This window comes from Streptomyces sp. VNUA24 (assembly GCF_029167005.1).
GTDB lineage: Bacteria > Actinomycetota > Actinomycetes > Streptomycetales > Streptomycetaceae > Streptomyces > Streptomyces scabiei.
Window position 1 is genome coordinate 2,488,917 of sequence record NZ_CP119143.1, and the last position, 26,637, is coordinate 2,515,553.

Annotated in this window: 22 protein-coding genes; 6 read left to right on the forward strand and 16 right to left on the reverse strand. The window is 71.8% G+C overall.

The genetic code is table 11. The features are described from left to right. Positions 1 to 160 precede the first annotated feature (160 nt). Entirely contained in the window at positions 161 to 1,825 is a 1,665-nt protein-coding gene (locus tag PYR72_RS10375; RefSeq protein ID WP_275455046.1) for an allantoin permease, read from the forward strand. A gap of 81 nt (positions 1,826 to 1,906) precedes the next feature. Here the strand turns inward: PYR72_RS10375 and PYR72_RS10380 are convergent, their stop codons facing one another. From PYR72_RS10380 to PYR72_RS10455, 16 genes are all read right to left on the reverse strand, one after another. Then, complete coding sequence (locus PYR72_RS10380; protein ID WP_275455047.1) at positions 1,907 to 3,151, reverse strand: ATP-grasp domain-containing protein; 1,245 nt, start codon at positions 3,149 to 3,151, stop codon at positions 1,907 to 1,909. A gap of 53 nt (positions 3,152 to 3,204) precedes the next feature. Continuing rightward, positions 3,205 to 4,047: a dimethylargininase gene (ddaH, locus tag PYR72_RS10385; protein ID WP_275455048.1), complete on the reverse strand. Its 843-nt coding sequence runs from the start codon at positions 4,045 to 4,047 to the stop codon at positions 3,205 to 3,207. 53 nt (positions 4,048 to 4,100) lie between these two features. After that, complete coding sequence (locus PYR72_RS10390) at positions 4,101 to 5,288, reverse strand: acyl-CoA dehydrogenase family protein (RefSeq protein ID WP_275455049.1); 1,188 nt, start codon at positions 5,286 to 5,288, stop codon at positions 4,101 to 4,103. A 1-nt stretch (position 5,289) separates the two neighbouring features. Next, entirely contained in the window at positions 5,290 to 5,796 is a 507-nt protein-coding gene (locus PYR72_RS10395) for a flavin reductase family protein (protein ID WP_275455050.1), read from the reverse strand. Positions 5,797 to 5,815: 19 nt separating this feature from the next. Beyond that, the gene (locus tag PYR72_RS10400; protein ID WP_275455051.1) at positions 5,816 to 7,171 is read right to left on the reverse strand and encodes an FAD-binding oxidoreductase; all 1,356 of its coding nucleotides are present in this window, start codon (positions 7,169 to 7,171) and stop codon (positions 5,816 to 5,818) included. Then, on the reverse strand, positions 7,168 to 7,512 hold the full coding sequence (locus tag PYR72_RS10405) for a hypothetical protein (RefSeq protein WP_275455052.1): 345 nt from the start codon (positions 7,510 to 7,512) through the stop codon (positions 7,168 to 7,170). Before PYR72_RS10405 ends, PYR72_RS10400 begins: the two co-directional genes overlap by 4 nt. Next, positions 7,509 to 8,807, reverse strand: a complete 1,299-nt coding sequence (locus PYR72_RS10410; RefSeq protein ID WP_275455053.1) for an ATP-grasp domain-containing protein — start codon at positions 8,805 to 8,807, stop codon at positions 7,509 to 7,511. The genes PYR72_RS10405 and PYR72_RS10410 overlap by 4 nt, the downstream gene beginning before the upstream one ends. After that, positions 8,804 to 9,877 carry an FAD-dependent oxidoreductase gene (locus PYR72_RS10415; protein WP_199845435.1) on the reverse strand — a complete coding sequence of 358 codons (1,074 nt, stop codon included), beginning with the start codon at positions 9,875 to 9,877 and terminating at the stop codon, positions 8,804 to 8,806. Before PYR72_RS10415 ends, PYR72_RS10410 begins: the two co-directional genes overlap by 4 nt. 1 nt (position 9,878) lies before the next feature. Next, positions 9,879 to 11,417: a class I tRNA ligase family protein gene (locus tag PYR72_RS10420; protein ID WP_275455054.1), complete on the reverse strand. Its 1,539-nt coding sequence runs from the start codon at positions 11,415 to 11,417 to the stop codon at positions 9,879 to 9,881. Next, the gene (locus PYR72_RS10425; RefSeq protein WP_059080012.1) at positions 11,414 to 11,785 is read right to left on the reverse strand and encodes a cupin domain-containing protein; all 372 of its coding nucleotides are present in this window, start codon (positions 11,783 to 11,785) and stop codon (positions 11,414 to 11,416) included. Before PYR72_RS10425 ends, PYR72_RS10420 begins: the two co-directional genes overlap by 4 nt. Then, the gene (locus tag PYR72_RS10430) at positions 11,785 to 13,065 is read right to left on the reverse strand and encodes a SidA/IucD/PvdA family monooxygenase (RefSeq protein WP_059080013.1); all 1,281 of its coding nucleotides are present in this window, start codon (positions 13,063 to 13,065) and stop codon (positions 11,785 to 11,787) included. Before PYR72_RS10430 ends, PYR72_RS10425 begins: the two co-directional genes overlap by 1 nt. A 169-nt stretch (positions 13,066 to 13,234) precedes the next feature. After that, positions 13,235 to 14,611, reverse strand: coding sequence for a helix-turn-helix domain-containing protein (locus tag PYR72_RS10435; RefSeq protein ID WP_275455055.1), 1,377 nt, complete (start codon positions 14,609 to 14,611; stop codon positions 13,235 to 13,237). Between the two features lie 147 nt (positions 14,612 to 14,758). Further along, positions 14,759 to 15,586 carry an isocitrate lyase/phosphoenolpyruvate mutase family protein gene (locus PYR72_RS10440; protein WP_275455056.1) on the reverse strand — a complete coding sequence of 276 codons (828 nt, stop codon included), beginning with the start codon at positions 15,584 to 15,586 and terminating at the stop codon, positions 14,759 to 14,761. Positions 15,587 to 16,034: 448 nt separating this feature from the next. Then, positions 16,035 to 17,309, reverse strand: coding sequence for an MFS transporter (locus PYR72_RS10445; RefSeq protein ID WP_275455057.1), 1,275 nt, complete (start codon positions 17,307 to 17,309; stop codon positions 16,035 to 16,037). 110 nt (positions 17,310 to 17,419) lie between these two features. After that, the gene (locus tag PYR72_RS10450; protein WP_275455058.1) at positions 17,420 to 19,306 is read right to left on the reverse strand and encodes a FixH family protein; all 1,887 of its coding nucleotides are present in this window, start codon (positions 19,304 to 19,306) and stop codon (positions 17,420 to 17,422) included. A gap of 142 nt (positions 19,307 to 19,448) precedes the next feature. Continuing rightward, entirely contained in the window at positions 19,449 to 20,258 is an 810-nt protein-coding gene (locus PYR72_RS10455; protein ID WP_275455059.1) for an arginine deiminase-related protein, read from the reverse strand. Between the two features lie 537 nt (positions 20,259 to 20,795). On the opposite strand from PYR72_RS10455, the gene PYR72_RS10460 reads away from it, so the two are divergent. The 5 genes from PYR72_RS10460 to PYR72_RS10480 all read left to right on the forward strand — a co-directional run bounded on the left by PYR72_RS10460 (position 20,796) and on the right by PYR72_RS10480 (position 26,630). After that, complete coding sequence (locus PYR72_RS10460; RefSeq protein ID WP_059080019.1) at positions 20,796 to 22,034, forward strand: 3-deoxy-7-phosphoheptulonate synthase; 1,239 nt, start codon at positions 20,796 to 20,798, stop codon at positions 22,032 to 22,034. A 73-nt stretch (positions 22,035 to 22,107) separates the two neighbouring features. After that, a complete protein-coding gene (locus PYR72_RS10465) occupies positions 22,108 to 22,929 on the forward strand; it encodes a 2,3-dihydro-2,3-dihydroxybenzoate dehydrogenase (protein ID WP_275455060.1) in 822 nt (273 codons plus the stop codon). Between the two features lie 144 nt (positions 22,930 to 23,073). Further along, positions 23,074 to 23,751: an isochorismatase family protein gene (locus PYR72_RS10470; protein WP_275455061.1), complete on the forward strand. Its 678-nt coding sequence runs from the start codon at positions 23,074 to 23,076 to the stop codon at positions 23,749 to 23,751. Further along, entirely contained in the window at positions 23,748 to 25,895 is a 2,148-nt protein-coding gene (locus PYR72_RS10475) for an anthranilate synthase family protein (RefSeq protein WP_275455062.1), read from the forward strand. The genes PYR72_RS10470 and PYR72_RS10475 overlap by 4 nt, the downstream gene beginning before the upstream one ends. A 30-nt stretch (positions 25,896 to 25,925) precedes the next feature. Continuing rightward, complete coding sequence (locus PYR72_RS10480; protein WP_275455063.1) at positions 25,926 to 26,630, forward strand: HAD family phosphatase; 705 nt, start codon at positions 25,926 to 25,928, stop codon at positions 26,628 to 26,630. The last annotated feature ends 7 nt before the right edge of the window (positions 26,631 to 26,637 follow it).

A 26,637-nucleotide genomic window follows, 5' to 3' on the forward strand; every position in this document is an offset into this window, starting at 1 on the left:
GCGCCCTGCCGAGGGCCGAGGCGCACGTCGGCCCCGCCTGGAGAGGCTTCCGAAACAGTTCCTTCATCCAGGAAGTATTCGAGGTTAACGACCGCTTCCTACGGTTCCTCCGGGTGAGGCCCCCCACCGCAGTCCCCCACCCGCGACAAGGAGGCGTGGCATGAGCACCGAGCCGCGAGTTGCAGAGGCCACCGAACCCGGACCGGCGCCGAAGGCGGCGCCGGACAGCGATCAGGCGGTCAAGGAGACCCTGGAGGACTACACCCTCCGCTTCGCGCCCCGCAGTTACCGCCGCTGGACCCCGATGGTCGTGGCGACCACGGCGCTCGGCGGCATCGCGTACATGGCCGACTTCTCGATCGGGGCCGGCATCGCCTTCGCGCACGGCACCGGCAACGCGCTCGTGGCGATCGCCGTCGCCGCGGTCGTCATCTTCGTGACCGGGTTCCCGCTGGCGTACTACGGCGCCCGCTACAACATCGACCTGGACCTGATCACCCGCGGTTCCGGCTTCGGCTACTACGGCTCGGTCCTCACGAGTGTCATCTTCGCCAGCTTCACGTTCATCTTCTTCGCCCTCGAAGGCTCGATCATGGCCCAGGGCCTGAAGCTGGGTCTCGGCATGCCGCTGTGGCTGGGCTACCTGGTGTCCACGCTGATGGTGATCCCGCTCGTCGTCTACGGCATGAAGGCGCTGAGCAGGCTGCAGGTGTGGACCACCCCGATCTGGCTGCTGCTGATGGTCGCCCCGCTGGTGTACCTGGTCTCGAACGACCCGGGCACCGTCGACCGGTTCCTCGCCTACGCCGGGACCGACGGCGACGGCGCCGTCAGCACCGCCTCCGTACTCCTCGGCGCGGGCGTCTGTCTCTCCCTCATCGCGCAGATCGGCGAGCAGATCGACTATCTGCGCTTCATGCCGCCCAAGACCGAGGCGAACAAGCGCGGTTGGTGGACGGCCGTGGTCATGGCCGGGCCCGGCTGGGTGGTGCTCGGGGCACTGAAGCAGGCCATCGGCGTCTTTCTCGCCGTGTACGTCCTCGCCGAGGTCGGGCCGGCCGTGGCCACCGAACCGATCCAGCAGTTCAAGGGCGCGTTCGACGCGATGCTGCCGTCCTGGACGGTCCTGCCGCTGGCCGTCGCCCTCGTCGTGATCAGCCAGATCAAGATCAACGTGACGAACGCGTACTCCGGTTCGCTGGCCTGGACGAACTCCTTCACCCGCGTCACCAGGCGCTATCCGGGCCGCATGGCCTTCGTCCTGGTCAACCTCGGCTTCGCGCTCGCCCTGATGGAGGCCGACATGTTCAGCTTCCTCAACAGCATCCTGGGCTTCTACTCCAACTGCGCCATCGCCTGGGTCGTCACGGTCGCCACCGACATCGGCGTCAACAAGTACCTGCTGAAACTCTCCCCGCACGCCCCCGAGTTCCGCCGCGGCATGCTCTACGCCGTCAACCCGGTCGGTGTCGTCGCGTTCGTCGTCGCGTCCGGGCTGTCCATCGCCCTGTACTTCCACGCCTTCGGCGACACCCTTCAGCCGTACTCCCCCGTCGCCGCCGCCCTGATCGCCTTCGTGCTCACCCCGCTGATGGCGATCGCCACCCGCGGCAGGTACTACCTGCGCCGCACCGACGACGGCATCGCCGAGCCGATGTTCGACGCCGACGGCAACCCGAGCGGGGTGACCCTCGACTGCCATGTGTGCCGTCAGCCGTACGAGCGCCCCGACCTGACCGCCTGCCGGACCCATGACGCCGTCGTCTGCTCGCTGTGCCTGAGCACGGACAAGGTGGGCGACCACGTCCTGCCGGCCACCGTCTGAGCTGCTTCTGGGAGGGGAAACGCGCGAAGCGGGGGCCTGGTCGGGCCCCCGGTCGCATCGGCATGCGTGGTGCGGGTGGGTTCAGACGGTGGTGATCCGGATCGCGTCGACCGTCTCCTGCGCCGTGCGCAGGGCGTCCGCCGACGTGGTTCCCCTGGTCATCACCGAGCCCACGCGGTCCCAGGAGCTCTGCAGTTCCCGCACGGTGTCCCCGGGCTTCAGGTGCAGGGAGAGCGAGAGGACGTCCGGACGCCGGCCCGCCTCCTCGGCGCCGTCGACCGACACCACCTCGCCGGGTGCCGCCTCCATGAAGCGGACCGCGGCGCCGCCCGCCGCCTCGCGCGGCAGCGGCTCGGGACGCAAACCCCGCATGACGGTGTAGAAGGCACCCGCCAGGTCGATCCGGTACGCCTCCTCGATCAGCATCGGGATGCCGTCGCCGGGGAACCGGCCGGCGCACTCCACCAGGTACGGGCGGCCGTCGCTGACGATCCACTCGCAGTGCACCATGCCGCTGCCGAAACCGACCGCGCGCAGCACCTCCTCGGTCTGGGACACCATCAGGTCGTTCAGATCGTCGGGGAGGCCGGCGGCCGGCACCGTGTGGCCCAGCTCGACGGGGCGCGGGCCGGGGAACAGCAGCTTGCCGGTGACGTTGGAGAACAGCGTCTCGCCCTCGCGGACCAGCAGTTCGACGCTGTACTCCGCGCCGCGCACGTACTGCTCGATGATCATCCGCAGTTCGCGCTCCCGGTCCGGCACCCGGTCGCCCTCGTCCTGGCTGGTGCACTCCTCCCAGGCCGCGTCCAGGTCGTCCAGCGAGTGCAGCACCTTGGTGCCGACGGACGCCTGCCGGTTGGCGGGCTTGAGGACCAGCGAGCCGGGGTGGGTGGCGGCGAACTCCCGTATCTCGTCCGGGGAGGTGACCTCCCGGGAGGCGGGGTTGGGGACGCCCGCGGCCCGGGTGACCCGGCGCAGCAGCGACTTGTCCCGCATGATGGCGGCCGCTCCGGCGCCCGCGCCGGGCAGGCCGTACCGCTCGGCCAGCCGGGCCGCGAACGGCGTGGCGTACTCGACCAGCGGGGCCACGACGGCCGGGGCGAGGTCGGGGTAGGTGTTGTAGAACTCGTCCGCGGCGGCGGGGAGCTGGTACTCCCACTCGATCAGCTCGCGGAGTATCTCGGCGCCTTCGAGGGCCTGCTTGACGTCCTGCTTGCGGATCACGTCCGGTTCGTCGATGACGATCACGGAGTTGGGGGCGAACTCCTTGATGTACGGGAGGATGTTGACGAATCCGACGATGATCCAGGGCTGCTGCTCGGTCATGATGCTTCTCCAGGGCCGTGGCGGGGGCCGGGGTCGGTGGCGCGGGTCGGGGGTCAGTGGCGCAGTTCGAGCGTGCAGCACTTGACGCTGCCGCCCGCCTTGAGCAGCTCGGACAGGTCCACGTGGTGGGTGCGGAAGCCGTGGGCGCGGAGCTTGGCCGCCAGTCCGGTGGCGGGCTCGGGGAGGATGGCGTTGAGGCCGTCGGAGACGAGGTTGAGTCCGAAGAGCAGGGCGTCCTCCTCGTCGGCGAGGACGGCCTTCGGGAACAGGCTCTCCAGCACCCGCACGCTCTCGGCGTCGAAGGCACCGGGGTAGTACACGATCTCGTCGTCGCCGAGGGCGGCCAGCGCGGTGTCCAGGTGGTAGAAGCGCGGGTCGATCAGTTTCAGGCTGATCACCGGGCGGCCGAACAGCTGCCGGGCCTCGTCCTGGGAGCGGGGGTCGGAGCGGAAGCCGTTGCCGGCCAGGACGGCCCGTGCCGTCGTCACGTAGTCGCCCTCGCCCTCGCTGGTGAAGGCGGCCTGGACCACTTCCGTATAGCCCCGGCCCCGGAACCAGTCGGCCCAGAACCCGGCCTCCGCCTGGCGCTCGGGGTGGCGGAACCTGGAGATCAGCGCCTTGCCGTCGACCACGAGGGCGCCGTTGGCGGCGAACACCATGTCGGGCAGCCCGGGGGCGGCGTCGATCGTGCGGACCCGGTGGCCGAGTTCGACGTACAGGGCGCGCAGGTCCTCCCACTGGGCGAGAGCCAGAGCCTTGTCGGTGGGCTTCTCGGGGTTCATCCACGGGTTGATGCTGTAGGTGACCTCGAAGTGCTCGGGGCGGCACATCACATAGTCCCGGGTGCGGGCCTGACGCTCGGTCAGTTCCAGTGCGGGCGCGAGGAGTTCGGTCATGGCAGGGGTGTCCCTTCGAAGTGGGGATGTGGTGTGCGGGGGCTGGTGCGCGGTCAGCCGGTGATGCCGAGGCTGAGGGGGAAGGCGGGCTTGGCGCCCAGGAGGTGCGCGCCGGCGGACTGCAGGATCTTGTCCTGGGCCACCACGTGCTGGCACATCGTCATGGTGTCGCGCAGCCAGCGGTCGAGCGGGCTGGGCTTGTAGATGGAGGCGGTCTGCATCAGGTCGTACAGGCGCATCACGATGGAGCGGGCGGAGCGGAAGGCGTGCACCCGGGACAGGGGCAGCGCGGCGCGCTCGTCGGGGGTGAGGTCGTCGAGGGTGCCACCGGCCGCCAGCACCTCCCACTGGCGTTCCATCGCGCCGTAGACGGCGGCGCGGGTGGCGTTGAAGTCGGCCTCGCACTCGGCCAGTCCGACCTGGATGCGCCAGTTGTCGGCCCAGCCACCGCCGCCGGGCGGGGACTTGGCCACCACCTGCTCGCGGACCCAGTCCAGCGCGGCACGGGCGACGCCGAGCGGGACGCCGGGCATGTTGCGCATGTGCACCTCGGGCTGGGCCAGCGGACCTTCGCCGTTGCGTACGGTGCCGAAGGTGAGGGTGCGGCCCTCGGGGACGAAGACGTCGTGGATGGCGTAGTCGCAACTGCCGCTGCCCGCGAGGCCGGTGGTGTGCCAGGTGTCGATGATCTCGACGTCGGCCCGCGGCACCATCAGCAGGATGGAGTCGTGCGCCCCGTCGACCAGGTACGGTTCGCCGTCCTCGTAGATGAAGGCGCCGGAGATCACCCAGTCGGCGTGGGTGATGCCGCTGCCGAACTGCCACCTGCCGGTCAGCCGGTACCCGCCGTCGACGCGCTCGGCCCGGCCGGTGGGGAAGAGCAGGCCGGCGGTGGTCATGTCCAGCCGGGGGAACATCTCCTTGGCGACCGTCTCGTCGAGGAAGGAGGCGTAGAGGCCGGAGTCCATCCCGATCATCACGGCCCAGCCGGCCCCGGAGTCGCCGTAGGCCAGGGCCTCGACCACCTCGGTCTGCTCGACGGAGGTCAGTTCCGGGCCGCCCCATGCCTTGCTGAAGCCCATCCGGAACGCGCCGGTGGAGCGGATCAGTTCGACCACGTCGGCGGGGAGGCGGCGGTTCTGCTCGATCTCGACGGCCCGCTCGCGCAGCGTCGGGGCCAGGGCCCGGGAGGCGGCGAGGATCTCGGCGGCGGTGTTGGGGATCGCCCGGGTGTGCGTCATGTCAGGACTCCTTGGCGGTGGCGGTCGCGAGCTGGTGGAAGTTGCCGTGCAGGAAGAGCAGGGGAGGCTGCTGGTCGCGGACGCCGGTGGAGACCACCTCGCCGATCAGCATCGTGTGGTCGCCGAGGTCGAAGCTGTCCCAGAGCACGCACTCCAGGCTGCTCTGCGCGTCCAGCATCAGGGCGCCGGTGGCGGGGCCGGGGTTGGCCTCCAGTTCGGCGACGGCCGCGGCGCGGGCGTCGCGGCCCTTGGCCAGGCGGCGGGCCAGCTGCTCGGCGTCGCTGTCCAGGATGGAGACGGCCCACTTCTTGGTCTCCAGCAGATCGCCCAGGAACTGGGAGTCGCGGTGCAGCGACATGGAGACCAGGGGCGGGTCGAGCGAGACGGAGGTCAGTGAGTTGAGGGTCACGGCGTCGTGGCGGCGAAGGCCCCCGCGGTCCGTGTAGGTGGTGGCGACGCAGACTCCGGTGGCGAAGTTGCGCATCGTGCCGCGCAGATCGGGTGACATGACGGCTTCTCCTCGAAAACTAGACGGCCTGGGCGAAGGTGAAGACCCGCTCGGGGTCGTAGCGGCGCTTGATCTCGCGGAGCCGGGGCAGGTTGGGGCCGAAGTAGGCGGCCTGGGCCTCGGACAGGTCGGGGTCGGCGAAGTTGACGTAGGAGGCGTCCCGGGCGTGGGCGCCCATCGCGCAGTGCAGTTCGGTCAGCCAGTCGAGGTTGGCGCGGCGCACCTCCGCGGGGTCGTCGGTGGACCAGGAGGTGTCCATGGAGACCAGGAACAGCACGTCCCGGTGGGGGAAGGCGGTCTCGGTGACGGGGACACGGTTGATGGCGCCGCCCCAGGTGAACAGGGCGATACCGGCGCCGTCCGGGTTGCCGCTGCCGGGCCACTTGCGCAGGGCGGTCAGCATGGTGTCCACGCCGGCCTCGGTGAGCGGCTCGCCGACCGTGCGGGTGCGGACCGCGAAGGGGTCGCCCGAGGTCTCGTGGCGCAGGTAGTCCTTGGCCTCCCAGTAGCCGCGGTCCTCGATCTCCACGGTGGACGGCGTACCGGTCTCCAGGGCGGGCGCCAGCAGCGCGCGCAGTTCCGAGGCCGGGCCGAGGTGCTGGCCGATCACCGAGACGACCCCGTCGTCGTCCCCGGCCCGGTTGACCCCGATCCGGGCGGCGAACCGGTCCGGCGCGTCCCGCATGATGCGCTGCATCACCGGCAGGACCGCCTCGGCGTCGTCCATCGGCCAGACCACGAGACAGGTGGAGCTGTCGACGGTCGGACGGGCCTGGAAGGTGAAGGAGACGTTGATCCCGAAGTTGCCGCCGCCACCGCCCTTGCAGGCCCAGAACAGGTCGGGGTGGCGGGTCTCGTCGCAGACGACGAGCGTGCCGTCGGCGAGGACGATCTCGGTCTCCACCAGGGAGTCGCAGGTCAGGCCGAAGGCCCGGGAGACCGCGGCCACGCCGCCGCCGAGGGTGAGGCCGCCGATGCCGACCTCGTCGGAGTTGCCGAGCGGCACCGCCAGGTCGTGGCGCTGGAGTTCGGCGTACAGCTCGCCAGAGCGGGCGCCGCCGCCGACCGTGACCAGTTCCCGCTCGCGGTCCACCGTGATGGTGTTGAGCCCGTGCAGGTCGAGCACCAGTCCCGGGGTGGCGGCCTGGCCGGCGTAGCTGTGACCGCCGCCCCGGGCCACCACCGGCAGCCCCTGCTCGCGGGCCCAGGTGATGCCCCGGGTGACGTCGGCGACGCTCGCCACCGAGAGGACCCCCGCCGGACGGATGTCCGCGTAGCGCTTGTTGAAGGCGCTGCTGTTCTCGTCGAAGCCGGGCTCCCCCGGCAGCCGCACCGTTCCGTCGACCCGCTCGCGCAGGCCCTGCCAGTCGGTCATCCCGCTTCCTCCGGTTCCGTGACTTCCGTCAGGTACGAGACGCCGGCCTCGGAGCGCGGTGTGTACCGCTTCCACTCCTCGCGGAGCAGCAGACCGAACTCGATGTCCTGTTCAGGGGTGTTGACGGTGCTTCCGGCGATGACCTCGCCGCCGTCCAGCACCATCGTGTAGGCGAGGCGGAGGGTGCCGTCCGGCTCGCAGATCCCGTTGACGCTCCCCCGGCGCACCTGGCCTCCGGCGAAGTCCGCCCACACCAGGTCGTCCTTCTGGTGGTACTGGGCAGTCACCCCGTCCGCCGCGGCCAGTTTGCGGAACTGGCGGCCGTTGTAGTCGATGCTCATACGTCCGCGTCCAGCAGCCCGGCCGGCATCTCCAGCCGTGCGGCGACGTCCTTGCGCTCCAGCGGGTCCGTGTCCAGCTCGACGGCCGCGATGGCCTCGCCGAGGCGCTCCCGGCAGGTCCCGGTGTCCTCGCCGGAGCAGACCACGAAGGAGTGCCGGGAGAGGTATCCGCCGGGCGGCAGGCGCAGTTCGGTGCCCGGTTCGACCATCGGGGAGGCGGTGACGAGGCCCGGCAGTCCGGTCGGCACCCGCACCGCGTGGATGGTGGAGTCCTCGGCCGGGTAGCCGAAGCGGATGCCGGCGACCTCCCGGCGGGTGAAGGCGGTGTCCGGACGGAGTCCCGCCGCCGTGTCCACCAGCACCTCTCCGGTGTCGATCCCGGTGGCGATCCGGCCGAGGAAGGGGATCAGGTCGCCGCCGAGCCGGCCGTTGATCTCGATGATCACCGGGCCGTACGAGGTGAGCTTGACCTCGGTGTGGGTGATCCCGTTCTCGACGCCGAGCACCTCGTGCGCCTTGGTCAGGACGTCGAGCAGTTCCGGGTCCCGCAGCAGCGGGTCGGCCGCGTCCACGACATGGCCCACCTCCTCGAAGTACGGGTAGTGCCCGGTCTCCTTGCGGGCCACGAACATCGCCCGGTACTCGCCCTGGTGGACGACTCCGTCGATGCTGATCTCGGGGCCCCGGGCGTAGCCCTCGACGATCGCGCCGCCCCGGAAGGGCTCGTCGCCGACCAGGCTGGCGTTGGAGGCGACCAGGTAGGCGCGGTCCAGCTGGGACTCGTCCTCGGCGAGGACGACACCCATCGAGGCGCCCAGCGCCCGCGGTTTGACGACCACCGGGTAGCCGATCCGGGCGGCGGCCTCGCGGGCCTGCTCCAGGGTGTCGGTCAGCTCGAAGCCGGGCTGGGGCAGTCCGGCCGCGGTCAGCATCGACCGGGTCCGGTGCTTGTCGCGGCAGCCCTGCACGCCGGCCAGTCCGAGGCCCGGGAGCCCGAACTCGGCGGCGAGTTCGGCGGCCGGCATCACCAGCGGCTCGTCGTAGCAGAACAGTCCGACCACCGTACGGCGGCTCGCGATCTCCCTTGCGGCGGCGCGGAGTTCGTCGTGGTCGAACACGTTGGCCACGGTGATCTCGTCGAAGTAGGCCGTCTGCCAAGTGGGCTTGAGATTGTTGACCAGGACCAGTTTGAGGTCCAGCTCGGCCGCCCGGCGGGCGGCGGACTCGATCAGGTACTCGCGGTAGACCTTGAGGCCGCTGCCGATCACCAGCAGCACGCGGTCTTCGGCGCTCATATCGTCTCCTCCCGGAAGTCAGTGGTGAGTGCTTCGAGAATCCGTTCGGCGACCAGCGGGGCGGTACGGAAGCCGTCTCCGCCGCTGGCCGTCCTCGCCCAGGTGTGCGGGCCGATCTTGACCAGGTGGGCGGCGCCGGTCTCGGCGTCCACCAGGTAGTGGCAGCGCTTGACCGCGATCACGCTGTAGCGGTCGGGGTCGGTCAGGAACCGTTCGGCCAGGACCTGTTCGGCCCACCGGCGCTCCTCCACCGAGGAGCCGGTGGTGACCGCGTCCGCCTCCCGGCAGACCGAGGCCGAGCTGACCTTGAGCAGCGTCCCGTCGCCGGGCGGCAGCAGCCAGGCCAGGCCCGAGGTGCCGATCCGGCCGATCCCGGGGGTGTTCTCCCAGGCCGACGCCAGCTGCTCCGGCGGCTTGAGGTAGACCAGGGTCTGGCGGTGCAGCACCATCGGCAGGTCGACCAGGTCCTTGGACCAGGGGCCGGTGGCGATCAGGGTGAGGTCGGAGTCCAGGAACTCGGCGTCGGGCAGATACACCCGGCCGGTCTCCGGATCCACCGCCTTGACCTGCTGCCAGGGGCGGAGGGTCACGTTCGGCTGCTCGTTCAGCCAGCGGACGAGCACCTGGAGCGCGTGGTCGGCGAGCAGGACGCCGCCGTGGCGTTCCAGCACCCCGACGGTGTTCTCGGGGAAGCGGACGTGGGGCACGGACTCCGGGTCGACCACGCTGACCGGCAGGTCGGCGGCGGCCGCGGCGGCCATCACCTCGTCCACCTCGTCGGCGGCCCAGGCGGTGATCATGCCCACCCGGCGGTAGAACTTGGACCCGGTCAGGGCCTCCAGCGCCATCCAGCGGCGGTGTGCCACCGCGACCCGCCGGGAGGCGGCGCGGTCGGTGAGGTCGAGGGCGCGGACGGCTCGGTGCTGGTCGAAGGAGGTGGAGCCGGGGTTCGGGATGGCGTCCCGGTCGAGGACCGTGACGTGGTGTCCGGCCAGCGCGCAGCGCACCGCCGAGAGCAGTCCGGTCACCCCGGCGCCCACCACCACTACACGTCGTCTGTCGGTGGCCATCTCACATCGCCTCGCCGTCCAGCCGCGGCAGCTGCCCCACGGTGATCTCGGTCGTCGGGTCGTCGTACGTCAGGCGGGTGCCGACGCCGGCGCGCTCGGCGAGGTCGATCAGGATGGGGGCGGCGCCCCGCAGCACGGTCCGCACCTGGTGGTAGAAGTCGCCGGCCTGGGCGTCGTCGACCTCCCAGCGGTCCAGCCGGCCCAGCTGTTCGGCGAGCGTCTCGGCCGCCCGGCCGAGGCTGAAGGTGTCGAGTTCGTAGGCGGCGGCGAACCGCGCGGTGATCCGGGCGGCGGCCTCGCGGGAGGCGGCGGAGACCGGCAGGGTCCGTCCGGCCCATCGTTCGGCCTTGGCGGCCACCCGGTTCCACGGCTCGACCAGCCGGGCTCCGGTGACGGCGGCCAGGGCCGACCAGCCGAAGTTGGTGCGCTGGTTCTCGGGGCTGGTGGCGGCCAGGTGGTAGCGGCCGATGTCCCGCGGCAGTCTGTCCGCGAGCTCCTGCCCCCAGACGAGGTGGCCCCGGCTGGTGGAGAACTTCTGGTGCTCCAGTTCGTAGAACTCGTTGGTGACGAAGCCGGCGGGCAGGGCGTACCGGTCGTGCAGGGCGAGCAGCATGGCCGCGCCGGCGATGGCGAACGGGAAGGTGTTGTCGAAGCCGAGGAAGTAGACGACCTCGGTGTCGGACTCCGGCCACCACAGCTGGTCGTCCTCGGCCAGCACCTCGCCGCGTGCCTCGGCGGAGAGGCCGGTGGTGTAGATGGACCAGGCCATCGTCTCGGCGTTGGGGTTGACGCTCTGTCCGGCGACCTCCGGGAAGGGGGCCGGGATGCCCCAGGAGATCGGGTAGGTGAGGGGGAAGTCCGGCAGCGGACGGGACAGCATCTCCTCGACGGCCTGGGCCATGTGCGGCCGCAGCGCGGCGCCGGTGGTGGCGAAGTACTCCCTGAGCCGGCCCCGGTACTCCTCCAGCGGCAGCACCAGGATCGGGATCTCATGCCATTCCAGGACCTCCTCGGGGTTCTCGGTGGAGCGGGCGTCGATCAGGTCGGCGGCGGCCAGCGGGTGGCCGCAGCTCTCGCAGAGCCCGGCGCAGCCCTCGGCCAGGCAGTTCGGGCAGCCGCCCTTGACGAAGCCGTCGACCAGGTACTGTCCGGTGCTCGGCGCGTAGGGGAACCGGGTGGGCCGCAGGACCAGCTTTCCCTCGTCGTGGAGCCGGCTGACGAAGCGCAGCACCTGCTTGGTGAAGCGTTCCTCGTCCCGGGTGAAGCCGTCGACCTCGATGCCCATCGCGGCGAGGGTGGACTCGATCCTGGCGGTGGAGTCGGCGACCAGGGCCTCGGGGGTGGTGCCCAGCCGGCGGGCCGTGGTGACCACGAAGGTGGAGGTGTCCTGGGCGCCGGTGCCGAAGACGGTGTCCCGGCCCACGGCCCGCTGGTAGCGGGTGAAGACGTCGGCGGCCAGGAACGGACCGGCCAGATGGCCGAGGTGCAGGTCGCCGTTGGCGGTCGGGGCGGGTGAGATCACCGCCACGCGCTTGCTCATGCTGTGCTCTCCTTCTGATGGCGGGTCAGGAAGGTTTCCGACATGTCGGTGTCCCACCAGATCCCGTAGTACTCGAAGTCCTCGGCGGAGTCGTTGACGACCTTGTGGTCGCAGCCCGGCGGGAGGTGGACGATGTCCCCGGCGGCGAACTCGCGCTCGGCGCCGTCCACCACCAGGGCGGCGCGGCCGCTCAGCGCGATGAAGATCTCGTACTCGTGATGGCTGTGCGGGGTGGACTCGCCCCCGGCCCGGACCACGCACCAGGCGCCCTCGAAGGGGGCGTTGAGCGCGTCCCAGGGCTGCAGGCGTTCGCCCTCGATGCCGTAGGCGGGGGTCAGGTTGGCGCGGTCCAGTCGTCGGATCTCCATCAGCGGGCCCCGGTCGTCGCGCCGACGCTGCGGCGGTCGAGCAGGTCCGTGGTGATCTCGTGGGAGCGCTGGGCGAGCACGCTCAGCAGCGAGTCGGAGATGCCGTGGGTGCGCTCGTTGAAGCCCTGGAGATAGAGACCGGCGCGGGCCTCGCCGAGGTCGACCCGGTAGCGGCGGTTCACCTCGACGTGGTCGACGCCGACCTGGCCGGCCAGGCTGCGCACCATCGCGGGCATGCGCTGGTCGTAGCCGGTGCCGAGCAGGACCAGGTCGCAGCGGAGGATCTCGACGCGGCCGGTCCTGCGGTCGCGCAGTTCGAGGACGACCTCGCCGTCCTCCTCGCGGGCCGCGATCACCTCGGTCATGGACCGGACGGCCGAGCGCTGCGAGCCCGTCAGCTTCTGCTCGTAGAGCTTCATGTACATCTCGTCGAGGAACGGCGCCGCCAGACCCGCGTAGTTGGTGAGGTGGACCTCGTCCAGGATCTGCTTGCGGGCGTCCGGGGAGCTGCCGTGGAACTCGTCGATGAAGGACGGGAAGAACAGCTCGTTGACGAACTTGCTGGTCTGGTAGTTCATCAGGCCGATCGAGCGGTGCACCAGGGTCGGCTGGCTGAGCGGCAGATCCTGGTGGACGGCGACGAACATCTCGGCGGCGCTCTGCGCGGCACCGATCACCACCACCCGTACCGGGCGGTCGATCGGGTACTGGGCGATACGGGTGGAGTACTGGGTGCTGTGGATCAGCCGGTCGTGCGGCAGGCCGGCGAACTCCGCGGGGATGTTGGCGTCGCGGCCGGTGCCGACCACCAGGTCGCGGGCGTCCACGGTGTCGCCGTCGGTCAGGGTGACGCGCCAGCCGATCACGGTGCCGTCGTCGGCCTTGCGCGGGGCGACGCTCTGCGCCCGGGAGTTGTAGCGGACTCCCACGTGGTCCAGGGAGTTGGCCACCCACTGCAGGTACTCGGAGATCTCCCGGCGGAAGGGGTTGAAGGTGCCGAGGTTGACGAACTCGTCGAGCCGTCCCTTGGCGTGGAGGAAGGAGAGGAAGGAGAACCGGCTCTGCGGGTTGCGCAGGGTCACCAGGTCCTTGACGAAGGAGACCTGGCTGCGGGCGAACGGCAGCAGCAGGTTGCGCTGCCACACCACGTCGTGGTGCTGTTCCAGTATCAGGGTGTCGGACGCCAGTCCGGTGTTGCCGGACTCCTCGATCGCCACCGCCAGGGCCAGGTTGGAGGGGCCGGCGCCGATCGCCAGGACCTCGACCTCATGGTTAGTCATGCTCAGCCTCTCGTGACTCGTCCTACCGCTCGTTCGAGCGAGCAGGTGAACGGTCCGAAGTGGTGTTCGGGTCCGTTCGATAGGACGAGTACAGCGAGGTGGGCTGTTGATCGACAGGCTTGTCCGGAGCGGACAATCAACGGGCGTGGGACCGGAGTTGATCGGAGGGTCAGGTCAGCTGCCGGACTCCCGCCCTCGGTCGTATGCGGGGAAAGGGCACCGAACGGCGAGGCAGCAGGTTGTGGGCCGGATCGCGGTCGGCGACGAAGGCCCGCGCCAACGGGTCGAGCCGGTAGGCGCCGAACCGTTCGGTGGTCCGGAGCATGCCTGCCTCGACCAACTCGTCGATCAATTGATCGGCTCCGGCGAGGATTGATTCGTCGCCGCTCAGCTCCGGCCGGTCCAGGTTCACGAACCGGTCGAGCAGATCGGAGGCCGGATCGCCGAGCTGGACGTGCGCCGAGTTGAGGATCTCGCGCATGGAGAGGTCACCGACGCTCAGCCAGTCCAGCAGCGCCTCCGGGCGGTCGAGCCGGCCCACAGCCTGACGCAGCGACAGTTCGGGGCGGGCGAGCAGCTTGCGGGTGGCGATGTCCAACGCGAGCGGCAGGTCGCCGCAGAGGTCGGCCAGCCGGTCGGCGCTCGCCGGGTCGGCCTGGGCGCGCTCCGGCAGGCCCCGGGCGATCAGGGCGACGGAGTCGGTCCGCGGCAGCGGCTCCAGCCGGACCCGCCGGACGTCGCGCAGGCCGAGCAGCGAGGAGCGGCTCACCACGAGGGTGGTGCTGGTCGGCGAGTCGACCAGCAGCGGGCGGACCTGCCGCTCGCAGTACACGTCCTCCAGCAGCACGAGTACCCGGCGCTGGACGAGCAGCGAGCGGTAGAGCCCGGCCCGCTGGTCCACCGTCGCCGGTATGCGCTCGGCGGGCACCCCGAGAGCCGTCAGGAACGCGCCGATCAGGGAGGACACGTCGTACCCTCCCTCGGGCACCGGTCCGACGACGGCGTGGAGCTGGCCGTCCACCATGTCGGGGGCCAGGTGGTGCGCGTGGTGCAGGGCCAGTTCGCTCTTGCCCACGCCGATCGGGCCGCTGATGACGACGGGGCCGGCGGGGGCGGCGGCGAGCCGGGCCAGTTCCTCGGCTCGGCCCACCAACCCCTGCGGGCGGGGCGGAAGTTGGAACGGCTTGGGCAGCGACGGCGTGGCGCCCTGCGGCTGCGGGGCTGCCGCCTCCGGCTCCGTTTCCCGCGGCTGCGCGGCCGGGCGCGGCGGTGTCACCGGCACCCCGCTGCCGGCCGCCGCCAGCCAGCGCCGGCGCCACTCCTCCCGGTCACCCCCGCAGGCGGCCACATAGGCCAGGGCGACCTGCAGCGTGGGCAGCCGGTGCCCGTTCGCCGCGCTGGACAGGACCGAGGCCGAGTACATGGCGGCCTTGGCCATGTCCCGGTACGTCGGGCTGCCGGCCTCGATCCGCAGTCGGCGCAGGCGGCCGGCGAAGTCCGCGACCGCTCCCCCCGAGGCGTCCACCGGTTTCTCCGGTCTCCCCATTTCCATCCCCTGATCTCTCGTATACGTACTGGATGGGCTCGTATACCTCTGGAAAGCGCGAGGGGCGGACCAGTCCGGTGTCACCGACCGACCCGCGCCCCCGTGCGCGGGTACGTCCGACGGGCCGCGAGGTGTCTCCCGCGCCGGTCAGCGACTGAAGCTGCTGTTCACCGCGCCGAAGTCGAGCGCGTCGGCCTGCACGTCGTACGTGCCCCTGCCGACCATCTCGGCGGCGGCCCGGTGGGCCACCGTGTAGGCGGCCTGGGCGATGGCGGTGCCGACGCTGACCCGGCGGACGCCGACCGCCTCGAACTCGGACACCGTCGGCGCGCCCGGACCGGCCATCACGTTGACCGGCAACGGCTGGCCCTTCACCAGCTCGGCGATCACCGCGAGGTCGAGCAGACCCGGCACGAACAGGACGTCCGCCCCGGCCTCGGCGCAGGCCGTGGCACGGGCCAGCACATCGGCCTGCCGGCCCTCGGGCGCGCCGATCCCGAAGAGGAAGACGTCGGTACGCAGGTTGATCACCAGCTCGGGCAGCCCGGCGCTCTCCGCGGCCTGGCGCGCGGCGCGGATCCTGGCCGCCTGCTCCTCGGCCGTGAACAACTCGCCATTGGGCTTGGAGTCTTCGAGGTTCACGCCGACCACTCCCGCCCCGATCATGGCGGTGACGGTCTCCGCGACGTCCTCGGGCGCGGGTCCGTACCCGCCCTCGATGTCGGCGGTCACGGGGACGTCCACGGCGTCGACGATGCGGCGCACGAGGGTCGTCATCTCGTCCCGGGTGAGGGCCTGCTGGTCGGGCTTGCCCGCCGACCAGGACACACCACCGCTGGTGGTGGCGACGGCCTTGGCGCCGCCCTGGGCGATGAGCGCCGCGCTGCCGGCGTCCCAGGCGTTGGGCAGCACCAGGACGCCCTTGTCGTGCAGTTCGCGGAAGAGGACGGCCTTGACCTGCTGGTTGTTCGCCATGACGGCACCTTTCACAAAAGAGGATCTAATGAACATGCTTCCCCAAGAGGGAATTACGGTCGACGGATTCCGGGGGACTCCGTCAGGTCTGGACCTGAGGGCCGCGCGCCCGGGGCCTTGCGGGGAGGGATCCCTGTGCGCCGGTCCACGTGACCGGGTCCACGACCGGCCCACGAACCGAGGTGGCGCCTCCATGGAGCACGGCGGGGGCGCCACCTCCGGATCGGAAGGGACGGGTCGGAAGAACGGGTCGGAAGGACGGGCGGACGGACGGGCCGGAAGGACGGGCCGGAAGGACGGGCCGGAAGGACGGATGACGAGGACCGGGTGGAGAGGAGAACCGGGTGCGGGGGACGGGGCCGGAGAGGACGTGTCGGAGGGGACCGAACGGAAGGGGCCGGCCGGACGGGAGGGGGACGGACGTGTGCGGCGGTTCGGATCGCGGACGTCACACGGCCGCGGGCTCCCGCAGCAGTGTCTGGTCGGGCACCGGACGCTTCATCGTCACGGACATGATCGCCGCGGCGATGCTGAGGGCACCGGCGACGTACCACGCGGGCGCGTAGCTGCCGAAGCCGTCGCGGGTGAGGCCGGCCGCGGTGGCGGCGAACGCGGCACCGAGCTGGTGGGCGGCGAAGATCCAGCCGAACACGATCGGCGCGGACATGCCGAAGTACTCACGGCACAGGGCGACGGTCGGCGGCACGGTGGCGATGAAGTCGAGTCCGTAGAAGATGACGAACACCAGCATGAAGCCGGTGACCTCTTCGCTGAACAGCTGCGGCAGGATCAGCAGCGACACCCCGCGCAGCGCGTAGTAGGCGAGCAGCAGGATCCGCGAGTCGTAGCGGTCGCTGAGCCAGCCGGACAGGACCGTGCCGATGAGGTCGAAGATCCCGATCAGGGCGAGCAGCCCCGCGGCGGTGACCGTCGGCATGCCGTGGTCGTGGGCGGCGGGGATGAAGTGGGTGTTGACCAGCCCGTTGCTGGTGGCGCCGCAGATCGCGAACGCCAGGGCGAGGAACCAGAACGCCTTGGTGCGGGCGGCGCTCTTGAGACCGTCGATGGCGAGCCGTGCCGCGTTGTTGACGGGCGCCGGCGGGGGGACGATCTCCTCGGCGCCGTACGGCGGGATACCGACGTCGGCGGGGTGCTCGCGGAAGAAGAACAGCACGAGCGGCACCGTGGCGAAGGCGACCACGGCCACCACGATCGCCGCGGTCCGCCAGCCGCCGGGCGCCTCGGAGAGCTTCGCCACCAGCGGCAGGAACACCAGCGAACCGGTGGCACCGCCGGCCGAGAGCAGGCCGGTGACCAGGCCCTGCTGCTTGACGAACCAGCGGGTGCCGATCGTGGCGACGAAGCCCAGCGAGATGGCGCCGGCGCCCAGGCCGACCATGACGCCCCAGAGCATCACCAGCTGCCAGGACGCGGTCATGAAGATGGTCAGGCCGCTGCCGAGGGCGATCAGCGACATGGCGCCCGCGGTCACCTTGCGCACGCCGAAGCGTTCCATCAGCGCGGCGGCGAACGGCGCGGTGACGCCGTAGAGGGCGAGGTTGACGGACATGGCGAAACCGATGGTCCCGTTGGACCATCCGAACTCGCGATGCAGCGGCTCCACCAGGGCACCGGGGGTCGCCCGGAACCCAGCCGCCGCGACCAGCGCGACGAATCCGATGGCCGCGATCATCCACGGCCACATGAACTTGTGACGAATCATTCGTCCAGCGTGGTGGATGCCCGACGGCCCGGAAAGCCGAGCGCGGACACCTTGTCAGGTCCGCGCTTACCATGGGCCGGCAGCGCGATCGCCGTCCGCCGGCGGGGCGTTCAGCCTCCGATGGTGAGGCGCCGCTTCTCGGTCGTCTGGTCGATGTCGGACGAGCGGACGGTCAGCGTCACCGTCCACGCGCCCGCCAACGGAAGCCGGACCACGCCCTTCCAGCGGCCGGTGCCGTCCGCCCGGAGCGTCACCCGCAGCGGTCCGAGGTCCTCGGCCGGCAGCGTGAAGGCGAGATCCGTCTCGGGCACCTCCGCCGGGCGCCCGTCCGCACCGGCCAGCCGCAGTGTCACGGTACGGCCGCCGGTCGCGGCCGGGACGAGCCGCACCGTCGCCGTGCCCCGGGCGTTCGCGGTCCGGCCGCCCGTGTCGTACGGGATCGTCAGCGTGAGGGGTCGGCCGGGCGCGGCGGTCGCGGCCGGGCCGCGCGGGGCGGAGCCGTCCGCGCCCGCCGTCCGGGCCGGCGGTGTGGCGGTGAGCATCGTGGTGACCACGAGGACCGCGACGGCCATGACCGACTCCGCGAGGACGGAACGGCGCAGGGCCACCCGCGCGGGCCCGCTCGGACCCACCCGCGCGGACCCGCCCGGATCCACTCGCGCGGACGCGTCTTCGGCTTCCTCCGACGGCGTCGGGTCCGCCGCCGGGCCGGCGGAGTCACCCGCCCGTGTCCCGGAGCGTCGCAGGCGGGCGAGGCGGGAGCGGGAGAACCACGCTGCCGCGAGCATCAGGGTCACGCACCCGGCCTTGATCAGCAGCAGCCGGCCGTACTCGGTGTCGGACAGCGCCGCCCAGGAACCCAGCCCGCGCCAGGACTGGTACAGCCCCGTCAGGACGAGGACCGTCACCGAACCGGCCGCCACCAGGGAGAAGCGGTCCACCGCGGCGGGCGTGAGCCCATGCCGGAGCCCGACCGCCAGCGTCACCAGGCCGCCCAGCCAGGCCGCCATCGCCAGCAGATGCAGCGCGGTCACCGGCAGGGCCAGCCAGACCTGGATGCCCTCGGAGGCGTGGTTCGTCATGACCCAGGTCGCCGACAGCCCGACCGCCAGCGCCAGTCCGGCCGCGCCGAGCCGCCGCCGCGACCAGGGCCGGCCCTTCACCGCGTCGTCGGTGTTCCCCGACGGCGTGGTCTGCCCCAACTGCCCCACCAGCAACACCAGATACACGCCGCTCGCGGCGAGCAGCAGCAGCCGGATCGCCAGGGCGACGTAGATCCGCTCGTCCATGGGGACATGGGCCTGCGCCGTCGCGGGATCCGCCGACGGCGTGACGCCGCTGCCCTGTTCGTAGGGGCCGCGCAGCATCATCAGCACGATGGTGGAGCCCAGCAGACCGATCCAGCCGGCCGCCAGCAGCCTCTGCACGCGCCGGACCGCCGCGCCCGCCGGCCAGCAGACCAGGACGAAGGCCACCGCACCCGCGAGCAGCGCGAACGCGGCGTACGCGACCGCGCGCCCGGTGCCGTACAGGAAGGAGATCAGGCCGTCGGTGCGGGGGCCCCGCAGTTCCTCGACGGAGACGGAGCTGGCGGACGGCTTGCCGACGGAGAACGTGAACGCGCCGCCGCCCGGGTGCGAGTCAGCGAAGATGACCTGCCAGGCCACCGTGTAGGTGCCGTCCGCGAGGCCGTCGCGCAGGGCCACCCGCACCGTCTCGGCGCGGTCGCCGGCGTGTCGGGGGGTGCCCGTGTCGACCCGTTCGCCCGCCGGGTCGAGGATCCGGAGTGCGTCGGCCGGAAGCGTCACCCCCTCGCTGAAGGTGAGCGTGACGGCGGACGGCTGCCTCGGTACGACCGAGTCCGCCGCCGGGTCGGTGGAGTCGAGTTCCGCGTGGGCGGCCGCGGTTCCGGCCCCGCCCAGCACGATCAGCACGGCCGCGAGCACCGCCGTCAGCGCGCCGAGTGCCCGGCGCACCCGCACGGATCCCCTGTTCATACGTGCCTGCTCCCCCGTCGGTGGGTGATCGGCCCGCCCCGCGCGCGAGCGGGACGGGGTGACGGACTCGTGGTCGTGGACGTGGACGTGGATGTTGACGGCCGCGCGGACCGGGCCCCGGGTGCGCCGCACGCCCTCGGCGTCATGAACTCCGCCGCGCCGGCGGGTTGTCGAGCGTGAGGGCGGTGCAGCGGACCCCGCCGCCGCCCTTGGACAGTTCGGTCGTGTCGAGTTCGACCACCTCCAGGCCCCGCTCCCGCAGCGCGGCGGCGAGCAGCGGCGCGCCCCGCGTCATGGTCACGGTGGCGCCGTCGCTGACGAGGTTCAGCGCGAACCGAGCGGCCTCCTCGGTGGACACCTCGACCAGTTCGGCCCCGAGCCCGCGCAGGGTCCGCAGGCTGGGCGCGTCCAGGGCCTCGGGGCAGTACGCCAGCAGGCCCGGGGCGATGACACCGACGGCCAGGTCGAGGTCGTACCAGCGGCAGCTCACCGTGCGCAGCGGTACCACCTCGTAGTCCAGTTCGCGGGCCAGCACCCGGAGCATCCGCTCGTCGGTGCGCTGGCCGTACGCCGTGAGCAGCAGCTCCCCGTACGCCAGCGCGTCGCCCTGGCCGCTGAACGCGTACGGCGCCTCGACGACCTCGAACCCGCGGTCGGCCAGCCATTCCTCGAAGTATGGCAGTTCGGCCTTGCGTTCGGCCGGCGGGTTGCCGAGGACGGCCCGGTCGCCGCGGACGACGGCGGCGTTGGCGGTGAACACCATGTCCGGGCAGTTCGGTGCGGACGGCACGTACTCCACCTTGCGGCCCGCCGCGAGGTGGGCGGACACGATGGCCTGGTGCTCGGCGTGGGCCGCCTCGATGTCGGGCTGGACGGCCGTGTCCATGTAGGGGTTGATCTCGTAGTCGACCCGGAAGTGGCTCACGTCGGAGACAAGCAGTTCGCTGTTCACGGTGCCCTTTCTGGTGGTCTGTAGGAGCCGCCCGGTCGGCCGGGCCCCGTACGTCTCGCGCGGCCGCGTCGGACCGGATCGACGGTGTGTTCGGTCCGGTCCCGGCTGGGGTGATCGGCGTCCGCGTACCGACGAGTCCAACAGGGCCCCGGATTGACCGGGAGCTTTGAACGGCGAAAGCAATCAAGTCCGGGGTGCGGTGGTGTCGTCCGCCGCCACGGCCTGTCGTGGGCTCGGACCTCGCCGCGCGGCAAAGGTACGGACTTGACGGAGTCGGCCCGGCACTTTCGGAGAAGGGGAGGGGTCCGGTGCGCGGTCGCGGAGTATTCAAGGAGCCGGTTCGAACGGCTTCGTATCCCGCCGTACGGCGAAGTCCCGCGGAGCCCGGCGAAGTCGGCCGCCGCGCGATCGACCGCCCGGGTGCCACGACGGCACGCGGGACGAGGGTGGTCCGTCCGCGCGGCGCGGGGAGCGGTGCGGCGTTTCGGACATGCCCTCTCAGTTTCGGTGAACGATTCACGACCACGGAGGTTCTTGGTGACCAGCGACGCGATCGCGACCCGACCGGTTTCAGCCGGGCCGGCCCTGTTGGACGACCCGGGCGAACTGTGGCGGGCCCTGCCCGCGCGGCAGCAGCCGGAGTGGGAGAACCTCGACCTTCTGGCCACGGTCACGTTCGACCTCGCCGACCGGCCGGGGCTGGTCACGGCCGGGGAGGTGGCCGAACTGCGCGGCCTGCTGGCCCAGGTGGTGGCCGGACGGTTCCAGGTGGTCCAGGCGGGGGACTGCGCCGAGGACCCGGCCGAGTGCGAGCCCGGCCACGTCACCCGCAAGGTGGCGCTGCTGGAGGCCCTGGCCGGGGTGATGTCCATGAACACCCTGCTGCCCACCCTCAGGGTCGGCCGGATGGCCGGCCAGTTCGCCAAGCCGCGCTCCCGCCCGACCGAGCTGGTGGACGGCGTCGAACTGCCGGTCTACCGGGGCCACATGGTCAACAGCCCGGAGCCGGACGCGCGTTCCCGGCGTCCGGACCCGCGCCGGCTGCGCTCGGGCTACGACGCGGCGAGCCGGGCCATGGAGGCGCTGCGGTCCCGGATCGCCCTGCAGCCCCCGGCCTTCGTCACCCCGGTGTGGACCAGCCACGAGGCCCTGCTGCTCGACTACGAGGCGCCGCTGATCCGCACCGACGAGACGGGCCGGCGCTATCTCGCCTCGACCCACTGGCCGTGGATCGGTTACCGCACCAATCAACTGGACGGCGCTCATGTGGCGTTGCTGGCGTCCGTGGCCAACCCGGTGGCCTCCAAGGTCGGCCCGGACATGCGCGTCGACGAACTGCTGGCCCTGTGCGAGCGGCTGGACCCCGACCGCGAGCCGGGCCGTCTCACCCTGATCGCCCGGATGGGCGCGGACGCGGTCGCCGAGCGGCTGCCCGCCCTGGCCGCGGCGGTCCGCGACGCCGGGCACCCGGTGGTCTGGCTGTCGGACCCGATGCACGGCAACACGGTCAGCGCGGCGGGCGGCCTCAAGACCAGGCTCGTGGCGAGCGTGGTCCGTGAGGTGCGGGAGTTCCAGAAGGCGATCGACGAGGCCGGAGCGGTCGCGGGCGGTCTGCATCTGGAGTCCACTCCCGACGACGTCGTCGAATGCGTCGACGACGCGCGTTCCATGGACTCCCTCGGGGACCGGTACACGAGTCTGTGCGATCCGCGGCTGAATCCGGCGCAGGCGCTGGAGGTTGCCGCCGCCTGGCAGGGCCGTTCGCTGTTGCGCTGACGCGCCGCGTTCCGGTCCCCCAGCGAAACCCCTGGTCGGCCCCGGCCGATCGTCGTCGATCTTTGGATTCGTCATGGATGTCGGTGGAACAGACAACGTCGAGGGAACAACGGGCAACGTCGATGGAATAGAGGGCAGCGTCGCCCTGGTCACCGGAGCGGCCGGGGGCATGGGCGAGGCGGTGGTGCGTACGCTCGCCGAGCGCGGCGCCGTGGTCGCGATGCTGGACCGGAGGGCGGACCGGCTGGAGGAACTGGCCGCGCGGATCAGGGAGTCGGGCGGGCGGGCGGAGGCGTTCCCCGCCGACGTCACCGACGGGGCCGCCGTCGAGTCCGCCGTCGAGCGGGTGGAGCGGCGCCTCGGCCCGCTGGCCCATCTCGTCAACGGAGCCGGGGTGTTGCGACCGGGCCGGGCGTGGGCCCTCACCGACGAGGACTGGGCGTCGACCTTCGCGGTGAACACCGCGGGCGTCTTCCACGTCTCCCGCGCGGTGGTCCGGCGCATGATCGAGCGGCGGCGGGGCGCCATCGTGACGGTGGCGTCCAACGCGGCCGGCACGCCCCGGATGGACATGGCCGCGTACGTGGCGTCCAAGGCCGCCTCGACCATGTTCACCAAGTGTCTGGGTCTGGAGGTGTCGCGCTTCGGGATCCGCTGCAACGTGGTGGCGCCCGGTTCCACCGACACCCCGATGCTGACCGCCCTCTGGGACGCGGACGCCGAGCGGGCGTCGGTCGAGGGCGTCTCGTCGGCCTTCCGTGTCGGCATCCCGCTGGGGCGCATCGCACGACCGCAGCACATCGCCGACGCGGTGGTGTTCCTGCTCTCCGACCGGGCCGCGCACATCACGATGCAGGACCTGACCGTCGACGGCGGCGCGGCGCTGGGTCACTAGGTCCCGCCTTCATCTTCCCGCCGGCCCTGGTGGCGCGGGGTGCGGTGCGAGGCTCGCACCGCACCCCGCGCCACCGGGGCCGCACCGGCCCCCCGGCCCCCCGGCCCCCCGGCCCCCCGGCCCCCCGGAGAGGAGACATCCCGTATGGGAATCCCGGCCATCGCGGCCTACCCGATGCCGACCGAGGACGAACTGCCGCAGAACACCGCCCGGTGGACGGTGGACCCACGGCGGGCGGTCCTGCTGATCCACGACATGCAGAAGTACTTCGTCGAGCCCTTTCCCGCGGACCGGCCCCCGGTGACGGACCTCGTCCGCAACGTCACCGCCCTGCGGGAGCGGTGCGCGGCGCTCGGCGTCCCGGTCGCCTACACCACCCAGCCCGGCGGAATGACGGAGGAACAGCGCGGTCTGCTGCGGGACTTCTGGGGCCCCGGCATGACGGTCGCCCGGGAACATCGTGAGGTGGTCGACGCGATCCGGCCCGCCGCGGGCGACCTGGTGCTGACCAAGTGGCGCTACAGCGCCTTCCATCGCACCCGGCTCCTCGCCTCGATGCGGGCGTGGGGGCGCGACCAGCTCATCGTGTGCGGTGTGTACGCCCACGTCGGAATCCTCATGACCGGCGCGGACGCCTTCGCCTCCGACATCCAGGCGTTCCTCGTCGCCGACGCCGTCGCCGACTTCACCCCCGAGCACCACCGGTTCGCCCTGCGCTACGCGGCCGAGCGGTGCGCGATGACGCCGACGACCGCGGCCGTCCTCGACCGGTTCGCCCCGGCGGAGGCCGCCGGACGACCCCGCAGGGAGGGAGCGCCATGACGCACACCGAGCGGACCGAGACGCGTGCACCGCGTGATGCGTACGACCCGTACGACCCGTGCGACCCGTGCGACCCGTCGCCGCTCGGGCGGATCCTGGCAGCGCCGTACCCGGAGTTCGCGCTGCTCCACCGCCCGAGGACCGGACCGGCCGACCGGATCGAGGTGCTGGTCGGCGAGTCGGCGGAGGTGGCACACCTGGCCGACATCCCGCTGCGGGAGGACACCGCCGGCCGGGACACGGGCACGGGGAGCGCCGAGCACGAGGTCCTGGTCGTGATCCCCTACCGACAGCTCGCCGAGCGCGGGTTCGAGGCGGTGGACGACGGTGCCCCGGTCATCACGTTGCGGGTCCGTACGCAGACGTCGATGCCCGTCGCCGAGGCCCTGACGCGCTTGCCGGACACCCGGGCCGACCTGACCGGCGGTGGCTTCGACCTCGACGACGCGGCGTACGCGGACCTGGTCCGCCGTATGGTCGAGGAGGAGATCGGCAGCGGCGAGGGCGCCAACTTCGTGGTCCGCAGGACGTTCGTCGCGGACATCTCCGCGTACTCCCCGCTCGTCGCCCTGGCGGTCTTCCGCCGTCTGCTGGAACGGGAGCGGGGGGCGTACTGGACCTTCGTCGTCCACGCGGGCGGCCGGACGTTCGTCGGCGCGACGCCGGAGCGGCACCTGAGCCTGGCGGACGGGGTCGCGGTCATGAACCCGATCAGCGGCACCTACCGGTATCCGGCGCAGGGCCCCACGCTGACCGGGGTGCTGTCCTTCCTCGCCGACGCCAAGGAGGCCGACGAGCTGTCCATGGTCGTCGACGAGGAACTGAAGATGATGGCCAGGATCAGCGACTCCGGGGTCCGGGCGCACGGTCCGCGGCTCGTCGAGATGGCGGGCCTGGCACACACCGAGTACGTCGTCGAGGGCCGGACGAGCGCGGACGTCCGCGACGTCCTGCGGGAGACCCTGTTCGCGCCCACGGTGACCGGGAGCCCGCTGGAGAGCGCGGCCAAGGTCGTCCGCAGGTTCGAGCCGCACGGCCGCGGCTACTACAGCGGGGTGCTGGCGCTCATCGGCCGCGACGCCGGGGGCGGCCGCACCCTGGACTCCTCCATACTGATCCGGACCGCCGTCATCGACACGACGGGCCGGATGACTCTCGGGGTGGGCGCCACCGTGGTCCGTGACTCCGATCCGTGGGCGGAGGCGGCCGAGACCAGGGCCAAGGCGGCCGGACTGCTCTCCGCCCTCGGCCACGAGCCCGAGCCTGCGCCCGAACCCGAGCCCGAGTCCGAACCCGGGTCCGAGTCCGAGCGGACCGTGCCGTCCGCGAAGCCGGGCCCGGGGCGGGGGTTTGGGCGGCGGCCGGGTCTGGGGCCGGCGTCCTTCGCCCGGCATCCCGATGTCCTCGCCGCCCTGCGGCAGCGCAACAGCACCCTCTCCTCCTTCTGGCTGGGTGACACCGCGTCCGACGCCCGTCCGGTGCGGGGACTGGTGGGCCGCCGGGTTCTGGTGGTGGACGCGGAGGACACCTTCACCGCACTGTGGGACCACCAACTGCGGGCGCTGGGGCCGGTCGTGACCGTGCGCCGCTTCGACGACGCGTACGACCTCGACGCGTACGACCTCGTCGTGCTCGGGCCGGGGCCCGGGGACCCGGGACGTCTGCGGCACCCGAAGATCGCCCGGCTGCGCACGCTCACGCGGCGGCTGCTGGACGAAGGGCGGCCGTTTCTGTCGGTGTGTCTGAGCCACCAGGTGCTGAGCGGTCTGCTCGGCCTGGACCTCGTCCGCAAGGAGCACCCCGACCAGGGGGTGCAGAGAAAGATCGATCTGTTCGGACGCCCCGAACTGGTCGGTTTCTACAACACCTTCGCCGCCCGCACGGATACGGATCTGATCGTCGCCCCTGGGGTGGGGGACGTGGTGGAGGTGTGCCGCGACCGGGAGAACGGCCAGGTCCACGCCCTGCGCGGACCGGGTTTCCGTTCGGTGCAGTTCCACCCGGAGTCGGTGCTCAGCCAGAACGGCCCGGGTCTCATCGCCGATCTGCTCGTCTCCCTCCTGGAGGAACGGCGCCCGCCCGCGGACCGGGTCCGCACCTGCCGGGCCACGGAACGACGGGATCTTTGCGTCCCCGCTCACTAGGATGACCCCGCCGACAGGAGGGGGAAGGGCATGACGGGCGGACGGCTCCGACATCTGCGCGCGGCTGCGGTGAACATCGACGGGGTGATGCTGAACGACACCTTCAGCCCAGTCATCCACCACTTCATCGTCAGCCGGGGCGGTGTCTACACGGCGGACCTGGAGCGGCGCATCTTCTCCCAGCGGCAGGCCGACGCCGCGCGGGTGATCGCCGAGGCGGCCGGCGTCGCCTGGTCCCCGGAGAAGGTCCTGGAGGTGTACTTCCGCGAGAGGGCCGAGTACGTGGAACGCCACGGCGTGCGGATCCTCGACGGGGCGCTCGCCCTGGTCGGACTGCTCCGCGCGTCGGGTCTGCGGACGGTCTGCTACGGCGGCCTCGACCGCTCCCACTTCGACAGCGCCCTCGGCGAGCACGCCGACCTGTTCGACGACCCCGGGTACGTGTGCACCGACGCCTACCGTCCCGGAATCCGCGAACTCGTCACGGAGACGTTCGCGCTGCGGCCCGACCAGGTGCTCGTCATCGACGACGTGGCACGGGTGGCCGAGACGGCCCGCGGGCTCGGGGTGCCGTTCATCGGCAGCCCCAGCGACTTCGAGCACGGCTTCCAGCGGGCGGCGATGCGCGAGGCGGGCGTACGGCATCTGGTGCGGTCGCCGGCCGAGATCGGGGAGGAGCTGCTGCACACCCTGGACGCCGAGGCGGCGGCCGGGACCTGCTGGCAGGAACGCTGAGCGGGAC

Bases quoted from the DNA above. Each gene is read 5' to 3' on its own strand.
- PYR72_RS10375 (WP_275455046.1), top strand. From the start codon at position 161: ATGAGCACCGAGCCGCGAGTTGCAGAGGCCACCGAACCCGGACCGGCG.
- PYR72_RS10380 (WP_275455047.1), bottom strand. From the start codon at position 3,151: ATGACCGAGCAGCAGCCCTGGATCATCGTCGGATTCGTCAACATCCTC.
- ddaH (WP_275455048.1), bottom strand. From the start codon at position 4,047: ATGACCGAACTCCTCGCGCCCGCACTGGAACTGACCGAGCGTCAGGCC.
- PYR72_RS10390 (WP_275455049.1), bottom strand. From the start codon at position 5,288: ATGACGCACACCCGGGCGATCCCCAACACCGCCGCCGAGATCCTCGCC.
- PYR72_RS10395 (WP_275455050.1), bottom strand. From the start codon at position 5,796: ATGTCACCCGATCTGCGCGGCACGATGCGCAACTTCGCCACCGGAGTC.
- PYR72_RS10400 (WP_275455051.1), bottom strand. From the start codon at position 7,171: ATGACCGACTGGCAGGGCCTGCGCGAGCGGGTCGACGGAACGGTGCGG.
- PYR72_RS10405 (WP_275455052.1), bottom strand. From the start codon at position 7,512: ATGAGCATCGACTACAACGGCCGCCAGTTCCGCAAACTGGCCGCGGCG.
- PYR72_RS10410 (WP_275455053.1), bottom strand. From the start codon at position 8,807: ATGAGCGCCGAAGACCGCGTGCTGCTGGTGATCGGCAGCGGCCTCAAG.
- PYR72_RS10415 (WP_199845435.1), bottom strand. From the start codon at position 9,877: ATGGCCACCGACAGACGACGTGTAGTGGTGGTGGGCGCCGGGGTGACC.
- PYR72_RS10420 (WP_275455054.1), bottom strand. From the start codon at position 11,417: ATGAGCAAGCGCGTGGCGGTGATCTCACCCGCCCCGACCGCCAACGGC.
- PYR72_RS10425 (WP_059080012.1), bottom strand. From the start codon at position 11,785: ATGGAGATCCGACGACTGGACCGCGCCAACCTGACCCCCGCCTACGGC.
- PYR72_RS10430 (WP_059080013.1), bottom strand. From the start codon at position 13,065: ATGACTAACCATGAGGTCGAGGTCCTGGCGATCGGCGCCGGCCCCTCC.
- PYR72_RS10435 (WP_275455055.1), bottom strand. From the start codon at position 14,611: ATGGGGAGACCGGAGAAACCGGTGGACGCCTCGGGGGGAGCGGTCGCG.
- PYR72_RS10440 (WP_275455056.1), bottom strand. From the start codon at position 15,586: ATGGCGAACAACCAGCAGGTCAAGGCCGTCCTCTTCCGCGAACTGCAC.
- PYR72_RS10445 (WP_275455057.1), bottom strand. From the start codon at position 17,309: ATGATTCGTCACAAGTTCATGTGGCCGTGGATGATCGCGGCCATCGGA.
- PYR72_RS10450 (WP_275455058.1), bottom strand. From the start codon at position 19,306: ATGAACAGGGGATCCGTGCGGGTGCGCCGGGCACTCGGCGCGCTGACG.
- PYR72_RS10465 (WP_275455060.1), top strand. From the start codon at position 22,108: ATGGATGTCGGTGGAACAGACAACGTCGAGGGAACAACGGGCAACGTC.
- PYR72_RS10470 (WP_275455061.1), top strand. From the start codon at position 23,074: ATGGGAATCCCGGCCATCGCGGCCTACCCGATGCCGACCGAGGACGAA.
- PYR72_RS10475 (WP_275455062.1), top strand. From the start codon at position 23,748: ATGACGCACACCGAGCGGACCGAGACGCGTGCACCGCGTGATGCGTAC.
- PYR72_RS10480 (WP_275455063.1), top strand. From the start codon at position 25,926: ATGACGGGCGGACGGCTCCGACATCTGCGCGCGGCTGCGGTGAACATC.